The 11,921-nt window shown below is 60.2% G+C and carries 14 protein-coding genes; 11 read left to right on the top strand and 3 right to left on the bottom strand.

Going from position 1 to position 11,921, the window contains the following annotated elements; translation table 11 throughout:
- The first annotated feature begins 8 nt into the window (after positions 1–8).
- From ACCC84_RS08805 to ACCC84_RS08840, 8 genes are all read left to right on the top strand, one after another.
- Positions 9–1,634: a methyl-accepting chemotaxis protein gene (locus ACCC84_RS08805; protein ID WP_039991973.1), complete on the top strand. Its 1,626-nt coding sequence runs from the start codon at positions 9–11 to the stop codon at positions 1,632–1,634.
- 25 nt (positions 1,635–1,659) lie between these two features.
- A complete protein-coding gene (gene cheR, locus ACCC84_RS08810) occupies positions 1,660–2,517 on the top strand; it encodes a protein-glutamate O-methyltransferase CheR (RefSeq protein WP_273871402.1) in 858 nt (285 codons plus the stop codon).
- A complete protein-coding gene (locus tag ACCC84_RS08815) occupies positions 2,517–3,566 on the top strand; it encodes a protein-glutamate methylesterase/protein-glutamine glutaminase (RefSeq protein WP_273871400.1) in 1,050 nt (349 codons plus the stop codon). Before cheR ends, ACCC84_RS08815 begins: the two co-directional genes overlap by 1 nt.
- Before the next feature lie 58 nt (positions 3,567–3,624).
- Entirely contained in the window at positions 3,625–4,014 is a 390-nt protein-coding gene (cheY, locus tag ACCC84_RS08820; protein WP_004961437.1) for a chemotaxis response regulator CheY, read from the top strand.
- 12 nt (positions 4,015–4,026) lie between these two features.
- Positions 4,027–4,671, top strand: a complete 645-nt coding sequence (cheZ, locus tag ACCC84_RS08825) for a protein phosphatase CheZ (protein WP_004961441.1) — start codon at positions 4,027–4,029, stop codon at positions 4,669–4,671.
- A gap of 231 nt (positions 4,672–4,902) precedes the next feature.
- Complete coding sequence (gene flhB / locus ACCC84_RS08830) at positions 4,903–6,054, top strand: flagellar biosynthesis protein FlhB (RefSeq protein ID WP_039992683.1); 1,152 nt, start codon at positions 4,903–4,905, stop codon at positions 6,052–6,054.
- Positions 6,047–8,125: a flagellar biosynthesis protein FlhA gene (gene flhA / locus ACCC84_RS08835; protein WP_088499726.1), complete on the top strand. Its 2,079-nt coding sequence runs from the start codon at positions 6,047–6,049 to the stop codon at positions 8,123–8,125. The genes flhB and flhA overlap by 8 nt, the downstream gene beginning before the upstream one ends.
- The gene (locus ACCC84_RS08840) at positions 8,125–8,529 is read left to right on the top strand and encodes a flagellar protein FlhE (protein ID WP_102991017.1); all 405 of its coding nucleotides are present in this window, start codon (positions 8,125–8,127) and stop codon (positions 8,527–8,529) included. The genes flhA and ACCC84_RS08840 overlap by 1 nt, the downstream gene beginning before the upstream one ends.
- A gap of 96 nt (positions 8,530–8,625) precedes the next feature.
- Here the strand turns inward: ACCC84_RS08840 and ACCC84_RS08845 are convergent, their stop codons facing one another.
- The 3 genes from ACCC84_RS08845 to flgA form a co-directional block, all read right to left on the bottom strand.
- Entirely contained in the window at positions 8,626–9,060 is a 435-nt protein-coding gene (locus ACCC84_RS08845) for a flagella synthesis protein FlgN (protein WP_198772929.1), read from the bottom strand.
- Between the two features lie 41 nt (positions 9,061–9,101).
- Positions 9,102–9,413: a flagellar biosynthesis anti-sigma factor FlgM gene (flgM, locus tag ACCC84_RS08850; protein WP_004961452.1), complete on the bottom strand. Its 312-nt coding sequence runs from the start codon at positions 9,411–9,413 to the stop codon at positions 9,102–9,104.
- 116 nt (positions 9,414–9,529) lie between these two features.
- Positions 9,530–10,183, bottom strand: coding sequence for a flagellar basal body P-ring formation chaperone FlgA (flgA, locus tag ACCC84_RS08855; RefSeq protein ID WP_004961458.1), 654 nt, complete (start codon positions 10,181–10,183; stop codon positions 9,530–9,532).
- A gap of 195 nt (positions 10,184–10,378) precedes the next feature.
- Between flgA and flgB the strand changes: the two genes are divergently transcribed.
- From flgB to flgD, 3 genes are read left to right on the top strand one after another with little or no spacing between them, the layout of a single operon-like run.
- The gene (gene flgB / locus ACCC84_RS08860) at positions 10,379–10,792 is read left to right on the top strand and encodes a flagellar basal body rod protein FlgB (protein ID WP_004961462.1); all 414 of its coding nucleotides are present in this window, start codon (positions 10,379–10,381) and stop codon (positions 10,790–10,792) included.
- A gap of 5 nt (positions 10,793–10,797) precedes the next feature.
- Positions 10,798–11,202: a flagellar basal body rod protein FlgC gene (gene flgC / locus ACCC84_RS08865; protein ID WP_004961463.1), complete on the top strand. Its 405-nt coding sequence runs from the start codon at positions 10,798–10,800 to the stop codon at positions 11,200–11,202.
- A 12-nt stretch (positions 11,203–11,214) separates the two neighbouring features.
- Positions 11,215–11,904 carry a flagellar hook assembly protein FlgD gene (gene flgD, locus ACCC84_RS08870; protein ID WP_004961465.1) on the top strand — a complete coding sequence of 230 codons (690 nt, stop codon included), beginning with the start codon at positions 11,215–11,217 and terminating at the stop codon, positions 11,902–11,904.
- The last annotated feature ends 17 nt before the right edge of the window (positions 11,905–11,921 follow it).

Below are 11,921 nucleotides of genomic sequence, written 5' to 3' on the forward strand. Positions count from 1 at the left end.
GGTTTACTGTGTTCAACCGAATCCGTATCTCTACCAGTCTGTTCCTGTTGCTGCTGACTTTTTGCGTGATGCAGTTGATCAGCACCGGCCTGTCGTATAGCGCTTTCCGTTCCGATAACCAGAATCTCACTATCATTACCCTGGGCAGCCAGCAGCGCGATGCGCTCAGCCTGAGCTGGGTTGCCCTGTTGCAGGCGCGCAATACCCTGAACCGCGCCGGAACCCGCGCGGCGCTGAAGGTGCCGCAAGAGCAGGTCAACCTGTTGATGGGCAATGCGCGCAGCTCGTTGCAAAAGGCCGATCTCTATTTCAATCAGTTTCTGGCGGTGCCGCGCGTCAGCGATCGGGAGCGGCAACTGACTGAACATACCCAAGCCAGCTATGACCAATTACGCAGCGCGCTGCGTGAGCTGATCGGTTTCCTTGAGAATAACAACCTGCAAGCCTTTATGGATCAGCCGACGCAAAAGACCCAGGACCTGTTCGAAGCCGAGTTCGTGCAATATCTGCAAGGGGTTAATGACAGCATCGAGCAGGCCAGAGAGGCCAACCAGCGCTCGTACGCCTATGCGATCTGGCTGGTGGTGGGCGCGGTGCTGATGCTGATCGCGGTCACCGGCAGCGCAATGTGGTGGCTGCGCCGCATGCTGGTGCAGCCGCTGGAGATCATGCGTGCCCACTTTGAACGCATCGCCAGCGGCGATCTGGCCGCGCCGATCCAGGTTTATGGACGCAATGAAATCAGCCTGCTGTTTGGCAGTCTGCAAACGATGCAGCAGTCGCTTATCGGTACGGTGGGGGCGGTGCGTGAAGGCGCGGAGTCGATCCTGATTGGCTTGCAGGAAATTTCGGAGGGTAACAACGATCTGTCGTCGCGCACCGAACAGCAGGCCGCCTCGCTGGAACAAACCGCCGCCAGCATGGAACAGCTGACCGCCACGGTAAAACAGAATGCCGACAATGCCCGCCAGGCTTCACAGCTGGCGCGCGAGGCGTCCGCCACCGCCGCCAAGGGCGGTGAACTGGCCAGCGACGTGGTGACCACCATGCATGATATCGCCAGCAGTTCGCAGAAGATTGGTGCCATTACCAGCGTAATCGACGGTATTGCCTTCCAGACCAATATTCTGGCGCTCAATGCGGCGGTGGAGGCGGCGCGCGCCGGCGAGCAGGGGCGTGGCTTTGCGGTGGTGGCCGGCGAGGTGCGCAATCTGGCGCAGCGTAGCGCACAGGCGGCAAAAGAAATAAAAAGCCTGATCGATGAATCGGTCAGTCGGGTCAAGCAGGGATCGACGCTGGTTGAAAACTCCGGCTCGACGATGCAGGACATCGTGCATTCGGTAACACGGGTGACCGATATCATGGGCGAAATCGCCTCCGCGTCGGATGAGCAAAGCCGTGGTATTGAGCAGGTTACGCAGGCGGTAACCCAGATGGATCAGGTAACGCAGCAGAACGCCGCTCTGGTGGAGGAGGCCGCTTCAGCCGCCGCCGCGCTGGAGGAGCAGGCGATCACGCTGGCGGATGCGGTTGCGGTTTTCCGCCTGGCGGACGACAACTTCAGCGTAGCAGACAGCCATCAGCAAAGCGTTGCCGTTGAGGTAAAGGAACACGCAGATTGTCAACAAGCATGAGACTGAAACGATCGGGTGGGGCGATATGACATCATCGTCTCCGCAAAGCCCATTATTGCTCCAGATGGCGCAGCGACTGCCGCTGTCGGACGTTCATTTTCGCCGTATCAGCCAGCTGATCTATCAGCGTGCCGGCATCGTGCTGGCGGCCCACAAGCGCGAGATGGTCTACAACCGCCTGGTACGCCGCCTGCGTCTGTTGGGGCTGCATGACTTTGGCGACTATCTGGCGCTGTTGGAAAGCGATCCGAACAGCGCCGAATGGCAGGCGTTCATCAATGCGCTGACCACCAACCTGACGGCCTTTTTCCGCGAGGCGCATCACTTCCCGATTTTGGCGGAACATGCACGCGCACGGCCAAACGGCTACCGCGTCTGGAGCACTGCCGCATCGACCGGCGAAGAACCCTATTCGATCGCCATTACGTTGAGCGAAGCACTGGGGCAGCGCGCCGCCAGTTGCCAGGTATGGGCCAGCGACATTGATACCCAGGTGTTGGAGAAAGCCGAAGCGGGCGTCTACCGGCAGGAAGATTTGCGAACCCTGACGCCAGGTCAGATGCAGCGCTATTTCCTGCGCGGCACCGGACCGCACCAGGGACTGGTAAGGGTACGACCGGAACTGGCGGCGCGGGTGAGCTTTCAACCGCTGAATCTGCTGGCGCCGGAATGGACGCTGCCGGGGCAGTTTGACGCCATTTTCTGTCGCAACGTGATGATCTATTTCGATAAGGCAACCCAGGAACGCATCCTGCGGCGGTTTGTACCCCTGCTGAAGCCGGGAGGGTTGATGTTTGCCGGTCATTCCGAAAACTTCAGCCAGATCAGCCGCGATTTCTACTTGCGTGGCCAGACCGTATATGGCCTGACCAGGGAGAGGTAATGAATAAAATCAGCGTATTAAGCGTAGATGATTCGGCATTGATGCGACAACTGATGACCGAAATTGTCAACAGCCATCCCGATATGGAGATGGTGGCGACCGCGCCTGACCCCTTGGTGGCGCGCGACCTGATCAAAAAATTCAACCCGCAGGTATTGACGCTGGACGTTGAAATGCCGCGCATGGACGGGCTGGATTTCCTCGAGAAACTGATGCGCTTGCGGCCGATGCCGGTGGTGATGGTGTCCTCGTTGACCGGCAAGGGCTCGGAAATTACCTTGCGCGCGCTGGAGCTGGGGGCGGTGGACTTCGTCACCAAACCGCAGTTGGGTATTCGCGAAGGAATGCTGGCCTACAGCGAACTGATCGCCGAGAAGATCCGCACCGCCGCCAAAGCGCGGTTGCCGCAACGCTCCACTGCACCGACGCCGGCCATTCTCAGCCATACGCCGCTGTTGAGCAGTGAAAAACTGATCGCCATCGGCGCATCGACCGGCGGCACGGAAGCGATCCGTCAGGTGCTGCAACCGCTGCCGGCCACCAGCCCGGCGCTGCTGATTACCCAACATATGCCGCCGGGCTTTACCCGTTCGTTTGCCGAACGGCTGAACAAGCTGTGCCAGATCACGGTAAAGGAAGCCGAAGACGGCGAACGGGTACTGCCGGGCCACGCCTACATTGCGCCGGGTGACCGGCACCTGGAACTGACGCGCAGCGGCGCCAACTATCAGGTGAAGCTGCAAGACGGCCCGCCGGTCAATCGCCACCGTCCGTCGGTGGACGTGCTGTTCCGTTCGGTCGCACAGTTTGCTGGCCGCAATGCGTTGGGGGTGATCCTTACCGGCATGGGCAACGACGGCGCCGCGGGGATGTTGGAAATGCACCGTGCCGGGGCCTATACCCTGGCGCAGAGCGAAGCCAGCTGCGTGGTGTTCGGCATGCCGCGTGAGGCGATAGCCAGCGGCGGCGTCAACGAGGTGGTGGAGCTGGAGCGCATCAGCCAGCGCATGCTGGCGCAAATCGCCGGCGGCCAGGCGCTGCGGATTTAATTTTAGGCGGCCGGGGTTCGGCTGCCGTCATGTAAAAGTAACAACCTTAGGAGTCACAATGGCGGATACAAATCTCAGATTTTTGGTGGTGGACGATTTCTCAACCATGCGTCGCATCGTCAGAAATCTATTAAAAGAGCTGGGCTTCAACAACGTGGAAGAAGCCGAAGACGGCGCCGATGCGTTGAACAAACTGCGCGCCGGCGGTTTTGATTTTGTGGTATCCGACTGGAACATGCCGAACATGGACGGGTTGGCGCTGTTGCAAACCATCCGCGCCGACGCTCAGTTGGCGGCGTTACCGGTGCTGATGGTAACGGCGGAAGCCAAAAAGGAAAATATCATTGCCGCCGCGCAGGCCGGTGCCAGTGGTTATGTGGTGAAACCTTTTACGGCGGCAACGCTGGAAGAGAAGCTGAATAAGATCTTTGAAAAACTGGGCATGTAAGGAGAACGGGCAATGAGAGATATTCCAATGCCTGCCAGCGATGCAGCGACCGCCGGAGAGATCATCTCGCGCATCGGCCAGTTGACGCGTATGTTGCGCGACAGCATGCGCGAACTGGGACTCGATCAGGCGATTGCCCAGGCGGCAGAAGCGATCCCGGATGCGCGCGACCGTCTGGATTATGTGGTTACCATGACGGCGCAGGCAGCGGAACGTGCGCTGAACTGCGTAGAGGCGGCTCAGCCGCGCCAGGCAGAGCTGGAGTCACAGGCCAAAACGCTGAAAGGGCGCTGGGATGACTGGTTTGCCAACCCGATAGAACTGTCGGACGCGCGTTCGTTGGTAACCGATACCCGCCAGTATCTGGAGCGGGTGCCGGAGCATACCGCGTTTACCAACGCACAACTGCTGGAAATCATGATGGCGCAGGACTTTCAGGATCTGACCGGTCAGGTGATCAAACGCATGATGGATGTGGTGCAGGAAATTGAAAAGCAGCTGCTGATGGTGTTGATGGAAAATATCCCTGAACCGGAAGCGCGCGCCAAACGCGCCAATGAAGCGTTGCTAAACGGACCTCAACTGGACGCCTCTGCCGCCGGCGTGGTGGCCAGTCAGGATCAGGTGGATGACCTGCTCGACAGCCTCGGATTCTAAACGACTGCGGGCGCGACATCGCGCCGCGCCCGCAGCGTCTTGCCACGCCGCGTCACGTACTGCCGGTAGACAGTGACCGTCGCCGCCGCACGGCAACGCCTGGCGTACGCTGATGCCTGTTTGGCCATCCTTTAAATAACCCACCTTTTTCCCCGCTGTTCCATCAATGAATTCGGGCGTTTTTTGGCATGCTGGCGGCAATTTTATTTGTTCCCCATACAGGGTGCCACCGTGGCTGAAGACAGCGATCTGGAAAAAAGCGAAGCGCCCACCCCTCACCGGGTGGAAAAAGCGCGCGAAGAAGGCCAGATCCCGCGTTCACGCGAACTGACCTCGATCCTGATGCTGATAGCCGGACTGGCCATCCTGTGGGTCGGCGGCAGCAACCTGGCGCGACAGCTGGCGCAGATGCTGACCGACGGGCTGCACTTTGATCACGGCATGGTCAACAACGACCGGCAAATGCTGCATCAGCTTGGCATGCTATTGCGCCAGGCGGTATGGGCGCTGCTGCCGGTGATGGCCGGTCTGGTGCTGGTGGCCTTGACCGCGCCGATGTTGCTGGGCGGCATTCTGTTTAGCGGCAAATCCCTCAAGTTCGATCTGAAACGTCTGAATCCGCTTTCCGGTCTGAAGCGCATATTTTCCAGTCAGGTGTTGGCGGAATTGCTGAAGGGCGTTCTGAAAGCCTTGCTGGTCGGCTGGGTGACCGGGTTGTTTCTGTGGCACAACTGGGCGGCGATGTTGCACCTGGTGACGCAACAGCCGCTGGACGCGTTAGCCAATGCGCTGCAAATGGTGGTTTTCTGCGGTTTGCTGGTGGTCCTCGGGCTGGTGCCGATGGTGGCGTTCGATGTGTTTTATCAGCTGTGGAGCCACATTAAAAAGCTGAAGATGACCAAGCAGGACATTCGTGATGAATTCAAGGAACAGGAGGGCGATCCGCACGTTAAGGGCCGTATTCGACAGCAACAGCAGGCGATTGCCCGCCGCCGCATGATGTCCGACGTGCCAAAGGCTGATGTGATCGTCACCAACCCGACTCATTACGCGGTGGCATTGCAATACAACGACAAGCAGATGAGTGCGCCAAGGGTGCTGGCCAAGGGGGCCGGCGAGATCGCGTTGCGCATACGCGAACTGGCGGCGCAGCACCGTATACCGACGCTCGAGGCGCCGCCGTTGGCACGTGCGCTGTATCGCCATAGCGAGATCGGACAACATATTCCCACCACCCTGTACGCTGCCGTAGCCGAAGTTCTGGCCTGGGTCTATCAACTGCGCCGCTGGCAGCGCGAAGGGGGGTTGATCCCGAAAAAACCTGAACGTTTACCGGTGCCGGAAGCACTGGATTTTGCTGGAGAAAGTAACGCTGATGGCTAATTTGGCCTCCCTGCTTCGTTTGCCGGGTAATTTTAAAGATACGCAGTGGCAGGTTTTGGCCGGCCCGATCCTGATCCTGCTGATATTGTCGATGATGGTGTTGCCATTGCCGGCCTTTATCCTCGATCTGCTGTTTACCTTCAATATTGCCCTGTCGATCATGGTACTGCTGGTGGCGATGTTCACCCAGCGGACGCTGGAGTTCGCCGCGTTCCCGACCATATTGCTGTTTTCCACCTTGCTGCGTCTGTCGCTGAACGTGGCGTCGACGCGCATCATCCTGATGGAAGGACATACCGGCTCCGCCGCCGCAGGACGGGTCGTCGAAGCCTTCGGCCATTTTCTGGTGGGCGGTAACTTCGCCATCGGCATCGTGGTGTTTATCATTCTGGTGCTGATCAACTTTATGGTGATCACCAAGGGCGCCGGGCGCATTGCCGAAGTTGGCGCGCGTTTTGTGCTGGACGGTATGCCGGGCAAGCAGATGGCGATCGATGCCGATCTCAACGCTGGCCTGATTGGCGAAGACGAAGCGAAAAAGCGTCGTGCCGAAGTCACACAGGAAGCGGACTTTTACGGCTCGATGGACGGTGCCAGCAAGTTTGTGCGCGGCGACGCGGTTGCCGGTCTGATGATCATGGTGATTAACGTGGTTGGTGGTCTACTGGTCGGCGTTATTCAGCATGGCATGTCGCTCGGCAGCGCCGCTGAAAGCTACACCTTGCTGACCATCGGTGACGGCCTGGTGGCGCAGATCCCGGCGCTGGTGATCTCGACGGCGGCCGGGGTGATCGTCACCCGCGTGGCGACCGATCAGGACGTCGGCGAACAGATGGTCGGCCAACTGTTCAACAATCCGCGTGTCATGCTGCTCAGCGCCGGGGTGCTGGGGTTGCTTGGCATGGTGCCGGGCATGCCCAACCTGGTGTTTCTGCTGTTTACCGCCGCTTTGCTCGGTCTGGCCTGGTGGCTGCGCGGCCGTGAACGGCAGTCGGTGCAGACGCCTGAACCGACGATAGCGCAAGACAACCCACAGGCGGTGGAGGCCAGTTGGTCTGACGTACAGCTGGAAGACCCGCTCGGCATGGAGGTCGGCTATCGGCTGATCCCGATGGTCGACTTTCAGCAGGATGGCGAACTGCTCGGTCGCATTCGCAGCATACGCAAGAAGTTTGCCCAGGAAATGGGCTATTTGCCGCCGGTGGTGCACATTCGCGATAACCTGGAACTGCCGCCGGCCAGCTACCGTATTCTGATGAAGGGGGTAGAGATCGGCCGCGGCGAAGCGCATCCGGGGCGTTGGCTGGCGATTAACCCGGGCAATGCCGCCGGTACGCTGGCGGGAGAGAAAACCGTCGATCCGGCCTTTGGTCTGGAGGCGGTGTGGATTGACAGCGCGCTGCGTGAACAGGCGCAGATCCAGGGCTTTACCGTGGTGGAAGCCAGTACGGTGGTGGCGACGCATTTGAATCACCTGATTGGCCAGTTTGCCAGTGAACTGTTTGGCCGTCAGGAGGCGCAGCAGTTGCTCGATCGCGTCGCGCAAGAGATGCCAAAGCTGACCGAAGACTTTATCCCCGCAGTCGTGTCGCTGACCACGCTGCATAAAGTGCTGCAGAATCTGCTGGCGGAGCGGGTATCGATTCGTGATATGCGCACCATCATTGAAACGCTGGCGGAGCATGCGCCGACGCAGAGCGACCCGTACGAATTGACTACCGTGGTGCGGGTGGCGCTCGGACGTGCCATTACCCAGCAGTGGTTCCCGGGGCAGGGCGAAATACAGGTTATCGGGTTGGATACCCAGCTTGAGCGCTTGCTGTTGCAGGCGCTGCAGGGCGGCGGTGGTCTGGAGCCGGGGCTGGCGGATCGGTTGCTGGATCAGGCGCGACAGGCACTGCAACGGCAAGAGATGCTCAGCGCGCCGCCGGTGCTGCTGGTTAACCACGCCTTGCGCGCATTACTGGCGCGCTTTTTGCGCCGCAGTCTGCCGCAAATCGTGGTGCTGTCGAATCTGGAAATCAACGACGAGCGGCAAATTCGCATGACCGCCACTATCGGTGCAGCATGATGTGGCGTGTCCTGATGGTGTTCTGGGGCTTGGCCGCCGGGGCGGCGCAGGCGGTTTCCGGTTCCTGGGTGGCCGACAGCGTGGGCGTTTCGCTCGGCCACGGCGGGGTGCGTTTGACATCGCCGTCGCTACGCCCGCCGAATGCATTGCCCGATGCCAACGCGCGCATTACCAGCATCAGCTGGCGCTATCGGTTGGCATCGAGCGCGCCAGCCGGGCTGCAGGTTGAATTATGCATGCCGGCGCGCTGCATGGCGCTAGAGGGGGGCAGCGGGCGTAGCGAGGCGTTGCGGGGGGAGCTTGCCAACGGCGAATTTTACTTTGTTTACTCGATTCAAACGCGCGGTGCGGTGTTCCCACCGCTGCGGGTGCTGAGTAATCAGCTGATTGTCAATTACCAATAGCGTTCAGCCGAGGATCGCCAACGCGACGTATCGCCAAATAGGCAACGACGTCTAGGCAACGACGTCCGGCGGCTGAATGCCGCAGATGTGCCGTGACTATACGCCGATTTTGCGCCCCAGCACGCTGCCGGAACGCGATTGGCCGTCGGGGCCGTACAGGGTTTTATTGTGTTTGTTCAGCACCGTCAGCGCGGCGGCGTTGTGCTCGATATGGCGGCTGAGCAGTAGACCATTATGCTGATTGCTGTCGCGCAGGCGCTGGCCAATCTGCTGGATCTGCTGCCAACGCGCTGCCAGCGTCGCTATGCCGGTATAGGGCGCCTGCAGGCGGTTGACGCGCTCCAGCTCCAGTCGCTGTTGTTCCAGGTAATTCACCGTGGCCAGCAGTTGGCTCTTACCGTCGGTGATACGTTGCAACGCCACGCCCGGCAACGGCCCGGCGCAAAGCAGGTTATGTTCTTCCGCCAGCACGCTGTCCAGCGCACCGAGGGTTTCCAGCAGTGTATCCAGGTGCTGCGCCAGGCTTTCCATATTGATTGATTACCTTCTGTTACTCACCGGGTTCAGACCGCTCAGCCGCGGCCGGAAGCACCCTGGTTGTCGTTTTGCATTTCTTGCAGCAGCGCGTCGGCAATTTTGCCGGCATCCATTTTCAACTCGCCGTTGCGGATGGCCTGTTTGATGGCTTCCACCCGGCCCATATCGATATCCTGGCTGCCCGGTTGCATCAGACGCGCTTGCGCATCGCTCAGTTTGACTTGGGTAGCGCTGACGCCAGTTTCCGAGCGCGCATTTTTTTGCGGTTTAAGGCCGTTTTCCGCCGCGGTGTCGCGTGGCTGTACCGCCGGAACGGGTTGTAACCGTTGAGTGCGATCGATACTCATGTTCAATCTCCATCACCATGACCCCAGGTCGGCGGTTATGGCGTTTGTTGCCCGAGTAGGCGTTAACTGGGTGTTATGGTTTTAGTATCGGCACGGTTTGGCAAACCTTTACCTTTTTATAACGTCACGCGGATGGCGCCATCGTCGCCGGCGATACCGCTGACGATTTGCCCCGAGGACATGCGCACGCGTACGCGATCGTCGGCGGCGGCATTGTTCATCGCCTTGCCTGCGCCGCTGATGCTAAAGCCCTCGCCCTGTGCGGTCACCTGGACCGGTTGACCGGCCTTGATTACCCAGGCGCGCCGCAGCATCGACAGCGTCAACGGCTGGCCGGGGCCGAGATTGCGCAGGCTGACCGCACCTAGCGCACGGCGGCTGTCAACCAGCATGCGCGGCGGCAGCGTATCCAGGCGGCCGGTTTTCAGCGTCACGTCGGCAGCGGTCAGGATGCTGCCGGCGCTGATACTGCGCGCCGACACCAGATAACGGCCGACCACCTGCACCTGGGTTTGTATAAAGCTGCGCTGCTGCCCGCAACGGGCTGAAATGCTGATATTACCCCAGCGGCGCGCGTTGCTGGCCAAAGCCAACTGCGGACGTTGGCAGGGCGGCCATTGCGCGGCTGGGGTGCGAACCCGTACCGTCACCGCGACCGGACTCGCGCTGAACTGCGCCTTGATAAAGCGGTCGATCTGCGCTGCCAGATCGTCGGCGCGTGCGTTAAGGCTAAACAGCAGCGTCATCAGCAACAGATATCCTCTCTTCATCCCGGCTCCTCGGCGTTGATGACCGTGGCGTGTGGCGATGCCCCAAGCCCGGTCGATGGTCTCCGCGCCAAGTGTACCCTGAGTGTTGGCCGGCTAAGCAGACAAATAGCGACGCATTTTGCCCTTATTCCTGCGATAGCGTGGCAAGGGGGGCGTTTATGCTGTCGACTCCAAATTCCAACCTCGTGAGGGAGCATGCTCGACAAACTGGACGCTGCTCTGCGTTTTGGTCAAGAGGCGCTGAACCTGCGCGCCCAGCGGCAGGAAATTCTGGCGGGCAATATTGCCAACGCAGACACCCCCGGCTATCAGGCGCGGGATATCGATTTTGCCAGCCAGTTGAACAAGGTGATGGCGCAAGGGCGCGCCAGCGGTAGCGGCGTGGCGCTTAGCCTGACCTCGGCGCGGCACATTCCGGCGCAAAACCTGCAGCCGCCGCAGCTGGATTTGCTGTTCCGCGTGCCGGATCAGCCATCGATCGACGGCAATACGGTGGATATGGATCGCGAACGGACCAATTTCGCCGATAACAGCCTGAAATACCAAACCGATCTGACGCTGCTCAACGGCCAGATCAAGGGAATGATGTCAGTGTTGCAATCAGGATAAGACCTATGTCGTTACTCAATATTTTTGATATTTCCGGCTCGGCGCTGTCTGCGCAATCGCAGCGTCTGAACGTCAGCGCCAGCAACATGGCCAACGCCGACAGCGTCAGCGGGCCGGATGGTCAACCCTACCGCGCCAAGCAGGTGGTGTTTGAGGTGGCCGCCGCGCCCGGCCAGCCAACCGGCGGCGTGCGCGTGGCAAGCATCGTCGACGATCCCGCGCCGGAACGCCTGGTGTTTCAGCCGGGCAACCCGCTGGCGGATGCCAAAGGTTACGTGCGCATGCCAAACGTCGACGTGGTGGGCGAAATGGTCAACACCATTTCCGCCTCGCGCAGCTATCAGGCCAACGTTGAAGTCCTCAACACCACCAAATCGATGATGATGAAAACCCTGACGCTGGGTCAATAACCGGAGCTCCCCATGGGCATTGCCGCAACCACCAATGAACCACTGGATAACACCGTCGCCGGCGTTAACGCCAATCGCAGCGTCGGCGGCAACACCAGCCAGGATCTGCACAACAGCTTCCTGACGCTGCTGGTGGCGCAGTTGAAAAACCAGGATCCCACCAACCCGATGCAGAACAATGAGCTGACCTCGCAATTGGCGCAGATCAATACCGTCAGCGGCATCGAAAAACTCAATACCACGCTCGGCGCCATTTCCGGCCAGATCAACAGCAACCAGTCGCTGCAGGCCAGCGCGCTGATCGGCCACGGGGTGATGGTGCCGGGGAAAGACATTCTGGTCGGCAGCAAAGAGGGCAACGTCAGCACCACGCCGTTTGGCGTCGAACTGGAGCGGGCGGCGGATAGCGTCACGGCCACCCTCAGTGACGCCAGCGGCAAGGTGGTGCGCACCATCGACGTCGGCGGACTGACCGCCGGCGTGCATGCTTTTACCTGGGACGGCACGCTGGAAGACGGCAGCAACGCGCCGGACGGCGCCTATACCGTAGCGCTGAATGCCAAGAGCAACGGCGAACAGCTGGTGGCAAACCCGTTGCGCTTTGCGATGGTGAACGGCGTTACCCGCAACGGCGACGGCGCCTTGCTGGATCTTGGTCTGGCGGGCAGCGCGTCGCTCGAAGACGTGCGACAAATCTTGTAAAGGGGCGGCACTCAGCC

Source organism: Serratia odorifera (genome assembly GCF_041448735.1).
Classification (GTDB): domain Bacteria; phylum Pseudomonadota; class Gammaproteobacteria; order Enterobacterales; family Enterobacteriaceae; genus Serratia_F; species Serratia_F odorifera.